Below are 18,845 nucleotides of genomic sequence, written 5' to 3'. Positions count from 1 at the left end.
GATTATGCCGAGAGGGTGGCGGTCATACAATACCGAAAGGAAAAGCCGTCCGCCGTGCTTACAGCGGTTTCGAGCCTCTTGGCACCCTATTTTAGGGTAACTTTAATCGAAAAAAAGATATTTAACCACTCTTTACAAGATGGGTTTTTTGTTGTAATATATGCCCTAAGGTTTCAAAGCCTAATACATAGCGTTACCCACAAGCGACATCTGTGGTTTTATTTTGCCTAAAAGTTAATCCGAACGATTTTTAGCAAAATCCTAACATAATTTAAGGTGTGCAAATCCTCACATCAAATTAAGCACCGCAAATCTGCGGAGCATAAAAAATTAAGGCTCCCAGATTTGAGAAGTATATAAAATTATGTTAGGGGGGCGGTGAAATAAGCTGACTTGTCAGACGAATAAGCCCAGCCGACTATGTACGGTCTTTGAACCCCCTAGCACCCTATTTGGGTAAATTTCAAAGTTAATACATAGGAGTTCTTATGAACTTAATCATCTCAAACCAAGCCATTAGCCAACACAACGGCTTATTTTCCCTCAATGATTTACATAAAGTCTCTGGCGGTGCTAAAAAGCATGAGCCATATCAATTTATGCGTAATCAAGAAACTAAAGAGCTGATTGCCGAGATTGAAAGCGAAAAACAGATTGCCTATGAGACTGTTATTGGTAAAGGTAAAAATCAAGGTACATTTGTCTGCCGTGAACTTGTTTACCGTTATGCCATGTGGATAAGTGCCAAATTTAGCCTTATGGTTATTCGTGCGTTTGATACGATGACAGGCGGTGCGAACATTACCGCCTTTGCAACCAAAGACGAAAGAAAGCCACTGGTGCAAGCGGTAAAGATGCTCGTTGCCGAGACAGGGGCGATTTATAGCAATGTGTGGAAAATGATACACCAACGCTTTGATGTGGGCTGTGTTGATGAGCTGACAGGTGAGCAGGTACATCAAGCGATGGAGTATGTGCATGGCTTGGTATTGCAACATGGCAGAAAGCCTGTGGATAATGCCATGCTTTATGATGTGCTTGCCAACAGTGCCGTACACCTAAGGGACTACGTACGACTCATTAAGCAGATGAAAGGCATCATGTTCTTTGATGATGACATGGGTAGAAATGTGCATGACTTTGTGGTGAACAATGTTAGAGATATTGCACAACTCGCCCATGACATGAAACTGACAAACAAATACGGCAAACCGATGTTTGAGCCGAATCGCATTAATTATTATGGCGGTAATGCTATGATTATTTGATTTTAACTGTTTAAAAACACCCTACAGAAATTGTGGGGTGTTTTTTTATGACCGTCCGAAAGGGCGGTTTTTTAATAAGCAAAAACCCAGTAACGGCAAATTACTGGGTTTTTTATTTTCAATTTTCGACATTGAACAGGATTTATTATATATGTTTAATAACCATAAGTCAAATTCACAATTACAGATAGGTGGCAAAATGACTTCAAAAGGTGCAGACAAAGTAGGCTTGATACAAGCGGTGGCGTTATGCGGATTTGCGTTAGCTAGTATCATACTGGCGGTGAGTGCTTTGATTTTGGCGTTAAAATAGATTGGGATAAACCGCTCTAAGGGGCGGTTTTTTAATGGGGAAAATTATGCCAACACAAACATACAGGTTAGAGATTCAGGTTGATGCGCAAAAAGCCCAAGACGCGCTTTTGACCGTTAAAAAAAGAATGGATATTATCGAGCAGGCGACTGGTGATGCAGGGCAGGGCATCAATCGCTTTAACGGCAATGTCAATGATGCCGCTAGGTCGCTTGACAAATTTGTATCTGGCTCAAAGCCAGTACAACAAAATCTAGCCAAACTCAAAAACAACATAGATGAGACTACAAGCGCAAGCAAGCGACTTGACAACTCACTTAAAGGCTTATCGCCAACACTAGGCGGCGTTGCAGCGCAAATGGCGGGTATCTTTACCGTTAGCACAGCCATTTCAAAAATGGATGCATTTACAGGTTTGCAAAACCGCCTAAAACTGGTTACCAAAAGCACCGATGAGCTTAACCAAGCCATGCAAGCTACCTTTAAAATCGCACAAAACACAGGCTCTGACTGGGATAGTGCTGTTTTGGTTTTCCAAAAGTTTTCGGAAAATGCTGAAAAATTAAATCTTAATCTTTCGCAAACTGCCAAGCTAACAGACACAGTTTCAAAAGCCGTTGCGATTAGTGGTAGTAGTGCAGAAGGTGCAGCAGCAGCCTTAACACAGTTCGGTCAAGGCTTAGGCTCTGGCGTGTTGCGTGGTGATGAATTTAACTCGGTAAACGAGAACGCAAGCGGCATCATCAAAGCCTTGGCGTATGGTCTTGGTGTAACATCTGACGAATTGCGCACTATGGCGAATGAGGGCAAGCTAACAGGCGAAGTATTGGCGGAAGCACTAGGCAAGGCACAACCCTACATTGATGAAATGTTTTCTAAGACTGATTTCACTATCGGCAAATCAATGCAAATGCTGTCTAACTCAATGACGCAGTTTGTTGGTGAAGCAGGTAAGGCGAGCGGTGCAGCTAGTGCGTTATCTGGTACCATCCAAATTCTAGCCAATAACTTCAATGCCGTAGCTGATACAACAATGGTAGCAGGGATAACATACGCAACCTATGCCATTACAAGGAAAACACAGGAAGTTTACAAATCGACAGCTGCGCTACTTGCGGAACGAACAGCGAACGCACAAAAGGCACAATCCGAATATGCAGCAGCGCAAAGTGAGGTGGCGACTACACAAGCCAAGCTTGCAAAGGTGCAAGCAAGTTATCAGTCGGTAGCTGCATTGCGCGGTGAAGCGATGGCGCAGGCGCAATTAACCGCTGCTACTAACGCAGCGGAAAAAGCAGATTTACAACTGGTTGCAGCTAAAAAGGCGGTAATAGTTACTTCTATTGGCGTAAGAGGTGCGTTATCTGGGTTAATGGGGTTAATGGGCGGCCCACTAGGTTTAGCTATGTTGGTTGGCGGTGTAGCTTCATCTTACATGATGTTCAAGAGCAATGTTCAAGATTCCGAACCCGTACTTGACGTTCACCATAAAACCATTGAGGAACTTGTTGAGGAGTATAGAAAGCTTAGCAAAAACCAAAAACAAGTTGCACGAGATGAAATAGCCGAAGAAATCAAAAAAAGAACCGAAGAGTACAAAAAAGAGACCAACGAATTAACCATTCTTACCGCTAGGATTGCAAACAATTCAAAGGCAACAGCAGAACAAAAAGCTGAAATCTTTGCGTCTATACAAGCCCTTAGAGATAAGACAATATCAGCGGAAGAATTGGCGGTTAAAGTTCGCGGCATGGGCGTGGCAAGTGAAGATTTTGCCGTAAAGCTATCAAAGCAGGCGTCATTAACACAAGCCGCTAAAGAAAAGCTTGAGCATGCCGAAAATATTGGCAGAGCCTATGAGAACACAGCTTACAATGCTTCTAATGCTTCAAGTGGTTTAGCTGGTCAAATGGATAATGTGGCAGGTTCTGCATCTAATGCCGCTGACAAAGTGGCAGGATTAACTAAAAAGGCGCAGGAATATCTAAGCGCTATTTCACAAACAGCATTCGCAGACGAAATGACCCTTGCAATGATGAAAATGGGCTTTTCTGAGAGTGCTTCTAGGGATTTTGCAAGAGTCCATCTTGCTAATGGGGTTATTACTAGTGACATAGCAAAAAAAATAATGGACGCAGATAAAGCACGGGAGGACTTAAGGAAATATAGAGAGTCTCAAAAACCTAAATCAAGCGGAGGTTCTGGCGGTAGTCGCTCAAGCGGCAAAGGTAGCAAGACTGGTAGTAAAGCTAAAACCGAAGCGGTTTTAATCACAGCCCAAGAGCGTGCCGCATGGGACAAAGTTAAACAGAACGCTATCAAATATGATTTTGCGAGCATTGAAAAGCAGTTTAACCTACCTTCTGGCATTTTGGCTTCAGTCCACATGCAAGAAAGTAAGGGCAATGCAAATGCAGTAGGTCCTGAAACCAAGTACGGCAGAGCAAAAGGGGGCTTCCAGTTCCTTGACGGCACATGGCAACAGTATGGTAAAGGCAGTGTTTACGACCTAGCCAATGCTACGCCAGCTGCTGCTAAGTATTTGCGCCATTTGATTGATGAATTTGGTGATGTAGAAAAAGCAATTGCCGCCTACAACACTGGACCTGGCAACGTTAAAAAGCATGCATGGTCAACGATTATGTCTGACCGATATGCACGCATGAAAAACGGCAAAGGTCAAACACTCCATTATGTCAAAGGCGTAAGTCGCTATATGCAGGCTTACAACGGCGGGAAAGAGCAAAAATATACTGCTGATGATATAGCAGAGCAGGCGGCAAACTATGCTAAGCAGCAAGCAGAAGCACGAGAACGTATTGAATATGAACTTCTAAATGCTCAAGCCAAAGCAAAAGTGGACCATGAGAAAAGAATTAAGGAGCTCATGGAGGCAGGCTTTGAACCAGAAGTTGCCGCAGCTTATGAAGAAATCCTTGTTAATCGGTTTAACCTAAATGCTGCCTATCAGGATAAGCAATTAGCTTATGACTTATACAGCTTTAGACTTAGTGCAAGAGAACGTTTAGATGCTGAACGCGACTTAGCCCTTGAAAAAATCAAGCTTGATGCAGATTTGACTGATGAACAAAAAGAGTATTACAAGAAAGCAGTGCTTGATAAATACGACTTTGATGTAAAAAAGTTTGGTGATGCGCAAGCTAAGAAAATAAAGGATTTAGAAAAAATGGTTAGCGGCATCGGGCAGGTTGGGCATGCCGATGCCATGACGGACATTCTAAATCAGCGCAACATGAGCAGTCTTGACTATGGTAAGTGGCAGATTAACCGCCAAATGGTTGCGCGTAAAAAAGAACAGCTTGAGAACTATCAAAATGTGGTTGATTCTATCAAAGCACTTGATGAAGTTGGGCAATACGTTATCACTAACGCCCTTGAGCGCCAACGCTTACTAGAAGAAGCGGAAACAGCCCATCAATCTGAGATGAAAGCCATCAGAGAGCGAGCGGCTGAAGAGATGCGACAGCATGAAGAAGATAACCTTAATACGACTTTGAAAAGATATAGCGCAACGTTTGGGGCATTGGCAGGACTTGTTAAGGGTTATCAAGGCGAGCAGTCAAGCACTTATCGAGCCTTGTTTGCCGCGTCTAAGGCTTTTGCCATCGCTGAAGCTGGTCAAAATGTTTGGCTTGCAGCATCAGAAGCTTTTGCCAAAGAGCCTGGAACGGTATGGCAGAAATTGGCTGCTGCTGCGACTGCCACGGCAAAAAGCAGTAGCTTTATCCCACTTATCCAAGCTGTTACACCGCAAGGCTTTAAAACGGGTGGTTATACAGGTAACATTGGCGTAAATAGCATCGCAGGCGTGGTTCACGGTCAAGAATATGTTATGAATGCCAACGCCACTAAGCGCATTGGTGTTAATAACCTTGAGCGATTGAGCAACGGGGAAGGTATTGGGGGCGTTAAAGTCATCATCAATAACTACTCAAATGAAACTGCTACTGCTGAACAAATGCCAAATGGCGATATCATGGTCACGATCGGCAAGGTGGCTAAATATATTGCCCGAGATGAGATACAGAAATATCACCATAGTCAGCTAAGGCAGGGCGGTATATATTACGGCAGATAAACAAAAACCCAACTGGTGCAAACAGTTGGGTTTTTTATTATCCCTTTAAACGACACTTAAAAGGATAACTTGTGGTAAATTTTAACATAGAATTGGCAGAAATTGGAGAATTACCTTTGGAAAATATCATTTTATTGGGTGTTTTCGCTATTTTGTTGGTGCTGATTTGGCAGTTTAGCAACATCTTAAATGCTGTGGTTAATTTCCTTAAATTCAGAGACCGCAAAAAATGAAAACCTTTACATGGGACATCTCAAACGACAGTAGCGAAAGCACATCAAACAATGCGACACATATAAGTTTTGGTGATGGCTATGAGCAATCTGTTAGCTTTGGGATTAATAATAGCCTTAAATCATGGCAATGCAGTAAGACAGACACAAAAGCGGTCATTGATGAGATGTATCGCTTTTTAATTGCTACCAAGGGCGTTGAGCCTTTTAATTTCAAGCCCTTAGCCGATGAGCCAAGTATCAAAGTCCGCCTAGATGGCGAAGTTAGCCGTAACCCTGTGGGCGGCAATGTTTGGGCAATCAGTTTTACCCTAAAACAAGTATTTTAGTTTAACCGGGCGACATCTATGTCGTTCACATCAACCAAGCCCCTGATAATCAAGGGCTTTTTTATTTGGAGAAAAGCCATGAGCGAACAAAACCGAACCACCCTAACTCGCCTCGAAGCGCGTACATTGCAATCATTTATCAGCCAGATTGACTTTTGGAAAGCCCAACACGGCGATAAGGCCGACATTGTAGAGATTGTTTATTATCCCGAGGACGAAGGCTTTGAAGTAGCGAGCAATGAAGCCAACAGCGGCATCTTAAAGCGCAACCGTGCCAGCGTGTTTCGCACCGAGCTACTATCTTGGGCGGCTAACCAGTTGCGTGAATTGCAAGGCTGGGACAATTCAAACACAGTAACCGCTTTTTCGGTCTCATACAAAGATAACACCTTTGGCGTTGAATGTAAGATTGCAGATGCTAAGGCTAAAGAAGTAACAGAAGAAGCATAACAAGATAAGGGCGTAACAATGCGCCCTTTTTTTAGGGGTGGATATGAGTTTTAGTAGCGATGTACAACAGCCCACCGTGCAAGGGCTTATTACCCTGTACGAATTAGACGCACGCAGATTGGGCGCAGATATTTACCGCTTTCACGGGCATAACGATGGCGTTATCCGTTTTCGTGGACAAGATTACACACCGATTGCAATCAGTGCAGATGGGCTTGAGATGCGTTCTGACGGCAAGGCATCAACGCCTAGCCTATCAGTCGCTGACAATCTTAACGGCGTACAGGGAGCGATTAGCGCACTATGTAGGCTATATGATGACTTTGCTGGGGCTAAGCTCACCATCACGCAGACATTAGCCGAATATCTGACCAGTGCAGACGATGCAAACTACCGACAGCAAGAATGGTATATCGAACAGAAAACCACCGAAAACCCGATGGCAGGCGTGGTCGAGTTTGAATTATCCAACCCTGTAGATTTTGCAGGGCAAAAAATCCCTGTGCGCAACATTACCACCTATTGCCATTGGGCGATGTGCGGTAAGTATCGTGGCGAAGAGTGCGGATATATCGGCACAGCACGCTTTACAATTGATAATAAGCCAACAGATGACCCAAGCCAAGATAAATGCCAAGGCACCATCCCAGCGTGCAGATTTCGCAACAATGAAGGGTCGTTTGGTGGCTATCCAGCGGCAGGTATGACATGAGATTAACAAAATCACTAAAAGCAGACATCGAACAGCACGCAAGGGCTTGTTATCCCGAAGAGTGTTGCGGCGTTATCGCGCAGAACATCGCAGACGGTGCAATATCTTATATCAGACTTGATAACGTTGCCCATGACAAACAAAGTCATTTTGAAATCGACCCGATTGCATACATCGAGCTTGAACAGTCGTTTAGTATTAAAGCGATCGTACATAGTCATCCAGATGGCGAGCCTTTACCGTCGGAAGTGGATAAAGCACAAATGGGCTTGCACGGCGTGGATTGGGTCATCTGTGGCTTTGGTGATGATTATTGCGACATCAGACGACACAAGCCAAAAAGCTACATCAGCCCACTATTAGGGCGTGATTATGTGCATGGCTTGCAAGACTGCTACAGCTTAGTGCGTGATTATTATGACCGTGAGCTTGATATTACACTGCCTGATTTTGCACGCATTGATGACTGGTGGGAAGATGAACACCACGAGCCACTTTATGAGAATAACTTTGCCAAAGCTGGCTTTGAAGTCGTGGACGGCACGCCCCAAAAGCATGATGTCATCTTGTGCCGTGTTGGGCGTACGCACCATGTTAATCATGCGCTGGTGTATTTGGGCGATGGTAAATTGACCAGCGAGACTACGCCTGACTGCGTGGGGGATTGTCTTGTTTTGCACCACCCACACGGGCGGCTATCCGTGCGTGAAATCTATGGTGAAAACTGGCAAAAGCGCACGGCGATGGTGCTTAGGCATAAACAGGCTTAACCAAGGGCACAATGGTGGTGTAGTCTATTTTGGGGTTGTTTTGGGCTTGCCATAGGTCGTACTGGTTTTGCATACGAAACCACAAATCATCACTCGTCCCCAAGGCCCGAGCAATGCGAAGCGACATATCAGCGGTAATGCTTTGCTTGCCGTTTAAAATACGGCTTAAAGTAACACGGCTGACGCCCAAATGCTTAGCAAACTCAGTAACGCTAATGTCGCCCAAACCGTCTTTTAGTACCAAGCCAGGGTGAGCAGGATTGTGCATTTTCATGATTTACTCCTTAATGGTAATCTTGATAATCGACAATTTCGGCATTGCCATCGTCGTTAAATTTAAAGGTGAGTCGCCAGTTGCCATTAACCGATATTGCCCAATGACCATCTAAGTCGCCCTTTAAGGCGTGCAGTTGCCAGCCGGGCATATTCATGTCTTGGGGTGATACCGCCATGTTCAACTGGGTTAATTGGGTATTTAGTCGGTTTTTGTGCTTATGCTGAATGCCAGCTGTTGAACCCGTGGTAAAAAACTTTTCCAGCCCTTTATGATTAAAAGAAACAATCATCAAACCGTCCTGTAAACTGTATCGTTATACTTTACATCAATAAGGAAATTTTGTCAAATGAAAACCATTGAACTACACGGCATTCTTGCTAAAAAATTTGGACGCTATTTTAAACTTGATGTCAAAACGGCAAAAGAAGCTGCCCACGCCCTAGCCTGTCAAATCCCTGCTTTTAAAGCGTTTATGCTTGATAGCGAGCGGTTGGGGTATCGATTTGCCGTATTTTTAGGTAAAAAACGCACGCAAAAAACCAACATCGGCGAAGATGAGATTGATAATATCACAGACGCAAACCTAATCCACATCGTGCCAAAGGTGGTAGGCTCTGGCGGTAAAGAATTGGGTTGGCTACAAATGGTGGTAGGAGTGGCGTTAATCGCAACAGGTGTTGGCGCAGGCTTTGGTGCTGGGGTCTTTACTGCAGCAGCGATGAATATGGGTATGATTGCGGCAGGTGCTGGATTATTACTTGGCGGTGTTGCCACGCTGATGATGCCCACGCCCAAACTAGACCCTGCCAATGAAGACGGCAACCGCCCCAACAAAGGCTTTGGCGGTGCTGTTACTACCGTAGCGCAGGGCAATCCTGTGCCGATTTTATACGGTGAGCGTGAAGTAGGTGGATTTGTGGCAAGTGCGGCAATCTATGCCGAGGACAAGATGATTGCGGGGGTCAAAGTATGATTTATGGCGCAAAAAAAGGCTCAAAAGGGCAACAAAAGCCAAATATTGCCAAAGATACCACGGCAAGCACAAACTATTTTCAAGGGCTTTATGGCTTATCTGAAGGTGAAGTATTCGGCTTGGTTGATGGCGGTAAGTCTATCAAGCTAGACGGTACGCCATTGATCAATGACAACGGACAGCCAAACTTTGAAAATGTATCATGGGAATTTCGCAATGGCACAATCGACCAAGAACACATCAAGGGCTTTTCGTCTGTCGAGAATGAGCAAAGCGTAGGCGTTGAATTGCGCCATGACCGCCCATTTACCCGTGCTATCTCAAATACCCAATTATCAGCGGTGGTTATCCGTCTTAATTGGGGAGCATTACGTGAGCAGAAAGATAATGGCGATATTGTCGGTTACAAGATTGATTATGCGATTGACGTACAGACTGACGGTGGCGCATGGGCGACCGTGCTTAATACCACCATCAATGACAAGGCAAGCCAAGGTTATCAGCGTAGCCACCGCATTGATTTGCCAAATGCACGCCGTGGCTGGACGGTGCGTGTAAGACGTATCACGCCAAACCGTGATAATGATTTGATTGCTGATACCATGAGCGTACAAGCCATCACAGAAGTGATTGATGCTAAACTGCGCTACCCTTGCACGTCTTTACTTGCCCTAAAATACGATGCCCAAACCTTTGGCAATGTCGCAAAGGTTGCTGTGCGTATGCGCGGTATGATTGTGCAAGTGCCTAGTAATTACAATGCACAAACAAGAACCTATACGGGCGTGTGGGATGGCACATTTAAGCCAGCTTATACCAATAACCCTGCATGGGTGTTTTACGACCTTTGCACGGCTACACGATACGGCTTAGGCGATAGATTAGCAGGCAAGGTGGATAAGTGGTCATTGTATGCACTAGGTCAATACTGCGATGAGTTGGTGGATGACGGCATGGGCGGTAAAGAGCCAAGATTCACAGTCAATGTGTACATTCAAAAAGCCCAAGATGCGTATCAAGTATTACAAAGCCTAGCATCGGTTTTCCGTGCTATGAGCTATTGGGATGGCATGCAAATCATTGTTGATGCTGATACACCCAAAGAGCCTGTTTATACGTTCACTAACGCCAACGTGGTCAATGGTGCATTTAGTTATACGGGCACACGCAAACGTGACCGCCACACCATCGCTAAAGTCGCCTATGATGACCCTGATAACGAGTTTAAAACCGATTATGTGCATGTGCGTGATGAATTTGCCATTGCAAAGTATGGCATCTCAATCATTGATATTAACGCCTTTGGCTGTACATCACGAGCGCAGGCATACCGAGCGGGTGCGTGGGCGCTGCAATCTGAACAGCTAGAAACCGAAACCGTCACGTTTAGCGCAGGACTTGATGGCTTTATCCCTAAAGTGGGCGAAGTTATCAATGTATCAGACAATGCGCGCGCAGGCCGTGCCAACGGTGGGCGTGTTGTGTCTGCAAGCGGTCGCACCGTTACGCTTGACCGCACAGCCGGTAAAGTAGGCGATACGTTTGTGATTAACGGCACGGACGGACAAGCCAAAACCGCCAAAATTACCGCCATTCGTGGTGTCGTCATCACGCTTGATAAGGTTGTTGGTGCGGTATCTGGTGCGGTATGGGCGATGACAAGTAGCGATTTAGCGCCACGGCAGTTTAGAGTCATGTCAATCAGGCAAAACGATGACAACACATTTGGCATTACGGGCTTACAGTATGAGCCGTCTAAGTTTAGCGCATCAGATAACGGAGCGCACACCATTGCTCGCCCTGTATCAGTTATTAAGCCACAAGTATTAGCCACACCAAGCAATATCGTTATCACGGGTCACAACCGCGTTGTGCAAGGGCAAGCCGTAGCCACGCTGACAATTAACTGGGCACAGGTGGTAGGTGCAGTGGGCTATATCGTGGAATGGCGCAAAGGTGATAACGCTTGGCAAACACTGCCAACCATCGCAAGCCAAAGCATAGACATTGATGGCGTGTATGCAGGCAACTATCAAGCGCGTGTGCGTGCTGTTGATGCCTTTGATAATGAAAGCCTTGCCACCACAAGCCAATTAACCACGATCAAAGGCAAAACAGGCAAACCGCCAAAGCTGTATTTACTTAAAGTGCAAGGCGGTCTGTTCAGCATGCAGCTGGACTGGATATTTAACCACGGCTCAGAAGACACCAATTATACAGAGATTCAAGTCAGCCCTGATGGACAAGCAAACATTGCTACGCTGGCGGTATTTAGTTATCCGACCAACAGCCACACCATCACAGGCTTACAAGGCAATTTGACCCAGTTTTACAGAGCAAGAATTGTGGATAAATTGGGTAATGCAAGTGATTGGACAGCGTGGGTGCGTGGTACGACATCATCAGACGCCGCCAAAGTGCTGGAATTAATCAGCGGTCAGATCAGTGAGAGCCACCTTGATCAAGCACTAAGAGAGCCGATTGCTAAGATTGATGCGTTTGATGATAAGTTTGCAGACTTTGATGGAAAATTTAACGGCATTGACGGCAAGATCAATCTGTTCAACGCCAAAATCCCCAGCATTGAGCAAGCGGTGCAACAAACCAACGCACGATTGCCCCAGTTAAACCGCAGCATTGATGAGCTCATGCGTGATAAAACCGCCAAAAGTCAAGAAATCGCTAACATCAGACAAAAGGTGGGCGACACCACCACCCAAATCCGAGATGTTTTTGCCAGCACGGACAACCTGACAAGACGATTCGGCGAAATGACGGTCAGTCAGCAACGCAATCAAGATACCTTGAACGCAAGAATGCAGACTGTGCAAGACAGCATTGTTGGCGCAGAGCAAGCCATCAATCAGATGCGTGAGACGATGAATGCCAAGTTCTCAAGCCTTAGCGACAATCTGCTTGTTGGTGGCGATGAGACGAAAGTATCAACCGATTGGGACATCACCTACCCCATCAAAGAGCAATTGTCCGCAGGGCAAAAGGTACAAATCACATTAAAAAATGCTCAAAACCTCACTTCTGTTGCGGTGTACAACTCGTCAGCATCAGGGTCAGCCAAAATCGGAGACTTACGTCAAGTAGGCGATGAGTGGGTGGGCGAATTCGCTTGGGTGGCTTATGGGGCTAACAATGAGCTTCGGCTGTATCGTCAGCCAAGATATTCAAGACAGTCTGTTCAAGCCGTACTCGCCAAGCATACCGACACCACGGCATTGATTGATGAGGTCAAACAATCCATCGCCACCAAAGAGCAAGCATTGTCTGAACGCATCGGTCAGATTGACACAGCTTACAAACAAGCTGATAGAACAGCGAACGCATCGATACAACAGCTTGAACGCTCTTTGACTGATAAAGAACGCTCATTATCTGAACGCATCGGTCAGCTAAGCACACAAATCAGACAGCCCAACGGTCAATACGCCACCGCCACCGCTCTTGATGAAGTCAAAAGCAGCGTGCGGCAAATTGACGGCAAGCTGACATCGGAAGTAGGTAAAATCAGTACCCTACAAAGCACCGTAAACGGTCAGACAACCAGCATCAGAAATGTAGAGCAGTCGTTCAATGGCGTGCGTACGATTAAAGCGGTAACAGTTGATAATAACGGCTTTATTAGCGGTTATGGCTTGATGAGCGAGTTACAAAATGGGCAAGTTACAAGCCGTTTTGGCATCAATGCCGACCAGATTTATTTTGGAGCGACAACCAGTGCCAAAAAGCCGTTTGTCTTTACAACACGCCCAACAACCATTGATGGCGTAAGCTATCCTGCTGGGGCGTGGTTTAATAGTGCTCATATTGCTAATGCGAGTATCACCAACGCACACATCGCAAATGGTAGCATTGATAACGCCAAGATTGCTAACGCCTCCATCGATAGCGTTAAAATCAGAAATGGCTCGGTGGGTTCTTTGCAACTGCAAGATGGGTCGGTAACATCTGCAAAAATTGGACACTTAGCAGTAGACACGCTTAATATTGCCAACGAAGCGATCATTGTGCCACGAGCCTTAAATTCTGGATTTAAGCAGTGGAATGGGGAGATTGAAGACGAAGTGATTTTTGCTGCAACAATGAACTCAGAACAAGCTCCTGTTGTGATTAATTTGTACGCACGAGTATCAGGAGCTAAAATTTCCGATAGATACAATGCATATAGCTCACCACCACGAATTAACTTAGTTGCTACGCACATTTCCAGTGGCGAAAAAGAGTGGATTTTGGGTTATGGTGAAAAAAATCCACCGTCATTCAATAGGTTTGTTATGAGTGGGTATATGAGTGAAACTGGGGGTAATAATAATGGCCATTATTTTAACGGCAGTGGCACAGCAGGGTATTTTGGTATTACAAGAGAAATTAACCGCAACACTTTATTGTTTTTACCAAAATACTCTGGAGAGTACCGATTTGAATTAACCTTAACATTAAAGGGCAATGTGCGTGCAAGACTATACGAAGCGTCTATGCTTTTAATGGCAGTTAAACGTTAATTTAACTTTAATTAAATAAGGAGCTTTTATGCTTGTTAAACTTTATATCTACAACAAACAAACAGGTGAATATCTTTACACAGACATCGGCAACCCAAACGCTGTCATCAATGATTTGGGCGATGATAAAGACTTCACACTCACCGCACCCCCTGATAACACCAAAGCTTGGCGGTGGATTGATGGGGCGTGGGTTTAATATCTATTTTTAGGAGCAAAGAAAATGCCTGAAACCTTAACAAAAGCCATACCTTTTTTAACCAAACTATTTGCGTTAATTGTGGGCAGTTTAATCAGTCTTGTATTAAGTGGTGATATTAATCTCGATAAAGACGATAACGCCAATTTAACCCTAAACCTAAAAATCATCATCAAAATCACTTGTGCGATTGGTTTGGGGCTTTTCATGGGGGAATTCGTCATTGACTATTTCGCCTTTGAACATCTCAATTATTATGCACAAGCGTTGTTTTATTTGATTTTTTCAGCATTTGGTATGCTTGTTTTTGGAACGGTTTATTGCTCGTGGCAATTAACCACTTCTGATAAAACATTGTCCCAGATTGTAACCGAGATTAAAAACATTGTTAAAGCATTGATTAAATAATCTTGTTGTTTTTTTAACCGCCCCCAATGGGGCTTTTTTATTGGAGCAATTATGAGTAGCTATATTAAACAAATCCAAACAACCCTTAAGAATGCAGGGTATTACAAAGGCGCGATTGATGGCATCGCTGGTAAGATGACGGTCGATGCGGTCAATCAAGCCACGCAAGTCAAAGCCGTTACATCTGATGAGATTCGAGCGGTAGGCGAACAATACAAATCACACCCTGAAAACAATCCACCAGCCACAACGGACAAACCGCTTGTAAATAAAAGCGGTTTTGTTTTGGGCGCGCGTAGCTTAAAAAACTTAGAGGGCGTACACCCTGACCTTGTGGCGGTGGTTAAGCGTGCCATTCAAATTAGCCGTACGGACTTTACGGTCATTGAGGGTGTGCGAACCAAAGAACGCCAAAGAGAACTTGTGCGTAAAGGTGCGTCTAAGACGATGAACTCACGCCATATCACAGGACACGCTGTGGATATTGTTCCAGTCAAAGACGGTGTTATCAGTTGGCGTATTGACGATTACTACCCACTTGCCGAAGCTATGGCAACTGCCGCCGATGAACTCGGTGTGCGTGTGCGTTGGGGCGGAGCGTGGTCTATTATCAACAACAGTAAAAACCACCCAAGCGATTGGATTAAAGCCTATCGTGCTGGCGGTGGCAAGTTTATCGATGGACCGCACTTCGAGTTGCCTGCATAAATAAAAACCCCACCTTTTCGGGTGGGGCTTGGTTATTTCTGCAAGTGCATTCATAGTAATGGGCGTGTGAGCACCAACGAAGCATAAATGTTTTATTCTTTATTGCGAACAAGTCAAGCATTATTCTCAACTTTTTTCAAAAAAATCTGTAAGTGCTTGAACAATTGTTGTCTTTAATTTTCTTTGGGCTTTGAGTTTCTCAATTCTCTAAAGTACTTTGAAAGTGATAGTACTTTTTAAGAAAACTGCGTATTGCCACTCAACGCTTATCATAGCCTTGTTGTCCGTATCGGTCATTTGTCAAATGTTTTTTAAAATATTTTAAAAAAATTAGCTTTATTTTTTTGTTTTCAATTCGTCAAGATAATCCGCCCAGTCTTGTAGCATTTTGGTGCGTTCAGGCAGATATAAGGCGTGGTTGTATATACCACTTACACTATTGTCAACATGAGCCATTTGTAGGTTGATGTGGTCGGTATGATACCCCATGCTGTGCAAGTAAGTTGAACCTGTCGCACGCAAATCGTGTCCTGTTATATTAAGCCCCATATAACCTAAGGCACTATTAACCGTTACCGTACCAATGGGATTTTTGGGGTTTTTGTTGGACGGAAAGACAAACTCGCCAAGTCCGCTAATGGTGTGCATAGATTGCAATAGGGCAATCATTTGATTAGATAATGGCACAATATGCGGACGGTCTTTTTTCATGTTGCGTTCGCCTTTTTTACGCCTTGAAATCTCGGCAAGGGGGATATTCCACAGTTTACGGTCAAAATCAATGTGTTCCCACCGCATAAACCGTGCTTCTTTGGTGCGACACATGGTGTAAATCATCGTCCAAATCACGCCCTTAGTGGACGGCATACCACCATAACTGGTTAATTTATCTAAAAATTCTTTTAATTCATTCAAAGTCAAATCACGAGCGTGGTCAATGGGTGGTCGCTCAATTTCGCCTTGTGCTCCAACAGTGGGGTCGGACAGATAACGCACCGTACGCATGGCATGACGGAATATAAGACTGGTCTGCTGTCTGCATAGGTTGGCAACAACTTCGCCTGTGCCACGCTTTTTTGTATTTGCTCTTACCTTTGCGATGACATCGTGCATCATATTGATGACATCAATGGTATCAATATGCGTAATGGGCTTATCGCCAAAAGCAGGATTTAGGTATGTATTAATGGTGTAGTTAAGTTGTCTGATATAGCCCGATGAGCGAGCATCTGCAATCTTTTTATCAATAAAAGACTGTGCGTGATGTTTAAAAAGGTCGTGGCGTTCTTGCTTGGCAAGTTGCTTTTGCTTTCTTTGTTGGCTGATAGGATTTGTGCCAGATTTAAGTAATTGGCGAGCATTAAGGTGCTTTTGGCGTGCCTCCGATAGACTAACCAGCGGATATTCGCCGATAAGCATCATCGTAGCTTTGCCGTCAAAAATAAAACGGTAATACCAGTATTTTTTGCCGTTCGGTCGGATTTCCAAAGTTAAGCCGTGCTGGTCAGTCACTCGGTAAACTTTATCTTTGGGTTTAAGTTTTTTGATTTGGGTGTCGTTTAGCATAATATTGAGTGTAGTAAAAAAGCACTCCATATTATACTCAAATTTTTATGCGTTACAATGGCTAAAGATGAATTAAAACGATGAATGTTTTTTTATTTAACCCTTTGTAGTGCTTGGGCTTGGCTTTTATTGCCTTTACCCATTTTTATTTATCTGTAATCATGTAGTTATTATCTATCATTAAAATCATATTTTTAGTCAAATTCCTGATTTTATTAGCTTTATTGGCTTTTTATCAGCTTAAATTTATTTTTTTATACTTAAATTTAAACTTAAAAAAATCACGCCTATTGTTTTAGCATATTGAGTATGTGTCTGTGTGAATTTTTGGACATGAATGTGGGTTGATGTCATGATATCATACTTATATCACATATCACACATTATCTTATATCATATAATGACTATTATCAATAATAATCATTGGCAAAAATCTGATGATGAAAATCTGACAGGGTGTGGAATTTATGATAAAATATTAAAACATATCAGAATGTCAATTGCACTAATGTCAAGATATTAATACCAAAAGTATTTGATTGCTTGGTGAAAGTTTAATTTCTCTTTTTTATCGTGGTTCATACTTGCCTTATTCATCAACTTTATGTATCAGTAAATTATGCTCAGCTCTATTTGGCAAGCCCTAGCTGCCCACCCTGAATTCATCGCCATGCTGACCATTCCGCCTGTAACAGCACTTGTTACTTGGGCACATGTGTGGATGGCACTTGAAATGCTGTTTCACCCGATTCATTTTTGGGGCATACGCATCAATGGACTGCCTTTTGGTTTAAAGGGTTTGGGTTGGCAAGGCATCGTTCCTGCCAAAGCTGGTAAAATCTCTGGGATCATTGTTGATCAGACGCTTTCAAAATTAGGCAACCTAGATGAGTTTTTTAGGGCGATGGAACCTGAAGAGATGGCTGATTTTATCGCAAATACTGTTGATGAAAACCTAGAGCAACTGATTGATGAAATCATGCATGAACGCCATCAGGGGCTGTGGAATGCCATGCCATATGCCGTTCGCCGCCGTATCTACGCCCATGCACGCAAAGAGCTGTCAAGTGTGATGAAGTCGCTGGTCATGGATCTGACTTATAATGTTGAGAGTTTGGTGGACATGCGTCAGATGATTGTGCGTAAGATGGAGGGCGACCGAAAGCTTATGGTGCAGATGTTCTTACGAGTGGGTAGAAAAGAGATTAAATTCATTTGGAAAATCAGTGCCTTAATTGGTTTTGGTTTTGGTATCATTCAAATGGCGATTTTTTATTTTGCGCCCCAACATTGGACGGTGCCATTTTTTGCAGCGATTTGGGGAGCTTTGACAAACTGGATTGCCATCTGGATGGTATTTAATCCCATTGAACCATGTTATATTCCATTCATTCGCATATTTTGTCGCAGTACCAATGGGATTCGTTTGATCTTTCCGCATATTCATCGCTATGCGTGGCAAGGTGGTTTTATGAAACGCCAAGATGAAGTATCAAGTGTATTTGCCGAAATTGTTGTTAATGAATTGGTAACACTTGAAAATATCATGAATGAGATGATGTATGGCGTAAGATCGGATAAAACACGCACACTGGTCAAAAAACATCTATACGATTTGTTGGAATCACCTGTGGTTGCAACCAGCTTAAAAGTGGGTATGACCCATAGAGAGCTTGATGAATTTAAAGACATAATTATTGACAAATCCATCGATGCGACAATGATACCAATTCGAGACCCTAGACTAAACACTTCACGCGCTGGCAAGATTTTTGGGTTGTTTGAAAGTCGCATTCGTGCATTATCACCACAAGAATTTCAAAATTTACTCAGACCTGCTTTTAAAGAAGATGAGATGACACTCATCATTCTTGGGGCGATTACAGGACTTGCAGCTGGCTGGTTGCATTTGGTGGTGGTGTTTTTTTGATGCTTAAAGATGGTTTGGGCGATTGGAGTGAATCAAACCAAAAAATTGTGTTAAAAACCATGTTTTAAAAACTATATTGCAAAAACTGGGTTTAAT

The 18,845-nt window shown here is 43.8% G+C and carries 15 protein-coding genes; 12 read left to right on the top strand and 3 right to left on the bottom strand.

From position 1 onward, the window contains the following. Positions 1-488: 488 nt before the first annotated feature. From U9670_RS00730 to U9670_RS00705, 6 genes are all read left to right on the top strand, one after another. A complete protein-coding gene (locus U9670_RS00730) occupies positions 489-1,268 on the top strand; it encodes a KilA-N domain-containing protein (RefSeq protein WP_323843757.1) in 780 nt (259 codons plus the stop codon). 359 nt (positions 1,269-1,627) lie between these two features. Beyond that, positions 1,628-5,680 (top strand): tape measure protein, encoded by a 4,053-nt coding sequence (locus U9670_RS00725; protein ID WP_323843756.1) that lies wholly within the window; start codon positions 1,628-1,630, stop codon positions 5,678-5,680. 229 nt (positions 5,681-5,909) lie between these two features. Continuing rightward, complete coding sequence (locus U9670_RS00720; protein WP_323842507.1) at positions 5,910-6,242, top strand: phage tail protein; 333 nt, start codon at positions 5,910-5,912, stop codon at positions 6,240-6,242. A gap of 78 nt (positions 6,243-6,320) precedes the next feature. Beyond that, on the top strand, positions 6,321-6,692 hold the full coding sequence (locus U9670_RS00715; RefSeq protein WP_323842506.1) for a hypothetical protein: 372 nt from the start codon (positions 6,321-6,323) through the stop codon (positions 6,690-6,692). A 43-nt stretch (positions 6,693-6,735) separates the two neighbouring features. After that, a complete protein-coding gene (locus U9670_RS00710; protein WP_323842505.1) occupies positions 6,736-7,404 on the top strand; it encodes a phage minor tail protein L in 669 nt (222 codons plus the stop codon). Beyond that, complete coding sequence (locus U9670_RS00705; RefSeq protein ID WP_323842504.1) at positions 7,401-8,174, top strand: Mov34/MPN/PAD-1 family protein; 774 nt, start codon at positions 7,401-7,403, stop codon at positions 8,172-8,174. The genes U9670_RS00710 and U9670_RS00705 overlap by 4 nt, the downstream gene beginning before the upstream one ends. On the opposite strand, the gene U9670_RS00700 is transcribed toward U9670_RS00705, so the two are convergent. Next, positions 8,155-8,448, bottom strand: a complete 294-nt coding sequence (locus tag U9670_RS00700) for a HigA family addiction module antitoxin (protein WP_323842503.1) — start codon at positions 8,446-8,448, stop codon at positions 8,155-8,157. The genes U9670_RS00705 and U9670_RS00700 overlap by 20 nt on opposite strands. Positions 8,449-8,458: 10 nt before the next feature. Then, on the bottom strand, positions 8,459-8,740 hold the full coding sequence (locus U9670_RS00695) for a type II toxin-antitoxin system RelE/ParE family toxin (protein WP_323842502.1): 282 nt from the start codon (positions 8,738-8,740) through the stop codon (positions 8,459-8,461). A gap of 57 nt (positions 8,741-8,797) precedes the next feature. On the opposite strand from U9670_RS00695, the gene U9670_RS00690 reads away from it, so the two are divergent. Genes U9670_RS00690 through U9670_RS00670 form a run of 5 tightly spaced genes read left to right on the top strand, consistent with a single transcriptional unit; the run spans position 8,798 to position 15,253 of the window. Further along, positions 8,798-9,424: a tail assembly protein gene (locus tag U9670_RS00690; protein WP_323842501.1), complete on the top strand. Its 627-nt coding sequence runs from the start codon at positions 8,798-8,800 to the stop codon at positions 9,422-9,424. Continuing rightward, the gene (locus U9670_RS00685; RefSeq protein ID WP_323842649.1) at positions 9,421-13,938 is read left to right on the top strand and encodes a TipJ family phage tail tip protein; all 4,518 of its coding nucleotides are present in this window, start codon (positions 9,421-9,423) and stop codon (positions 13,936-13,938) included. Before U9670_RS00690 ends, U9670_RS00685 begins: the two co-directional genes overlap by 4 nt. Positions 13,939-13,966: 28 nt before the next feature. Then, a complete protein-coding gene (locus tag U9670_RS00680) occupies positions 13,967-14,137 on the top strand; it encodes a hypothetical protein (RefSeq protein WP_323842214.1) in 171 nt (56 codons plus the stop codon). A gap of 24 nt (positions 14,138-14,161) precedes the next feature. Further along, entirely contained in the window at positions 14,162-14,545 is a 384-nt protein-coding gene (locus U9670_RS00675; protein ID WP_323842213.1) for a hypothetical protein, read from the top strand. A 51-nt stretch (positions 14,546-14,596) separates the two neighbouring features. Continuing rightward, on the top strand, positions 14,597-15,253 hold the full coding sequence (locus U9670_RS00670; protein ID WP_323842212.1) for a M15 family metallopeptidase: 657 nt from the start codon (positions 14,597-14,599) through the stop codon (positions 15,251-15,253). A gap of 336 nt (positions 15,254-15,589) precedes the next feature. Here the strand turns inward: U9670_RS00670 and U9670_RS00665 are convergent, their stop codons facing one another. Continuing rightward, entirely contained in the window at positions 15,590-16,849 is a 1,260-nt protein-coding gene (locus tag U9670_RS00665; RefSeq protein ID WP_323842211.1) for a tyrosine-type recombinase/integrase, read from the bottom strand. Between the two features lie 589 nt (positions 16,850-17,438). Here U9670_RS00665 and U9670_RS00660 point away from each other — a divergent pair. Then, complete coding sequence (locus U9670_RS00660; RefSeq protein ID WP_323842210.1) at positions 17,439-18,749, top strand: DUF445 domain-containing protein; 1,311 nt, start codon at positions 17,439-17,441, stop codon at positions 18,747-18,749. Positions 18,750-18,845 lie beyond the last annotated feature (96 nt).

Source organism: Moraxella tarda (assembly GCF_035181405.1).
Lineage (GTDB): Bacteria > Pseudomonadota > Gammaproteobacteria > Pseudomonadales > Moraxellaceae > Moraxella.
The sequence above is the reverse complement of the archived record's forward strand: the minus strand, read 5'-3'. Positions and strand labels throughout refer to the sequence as shown.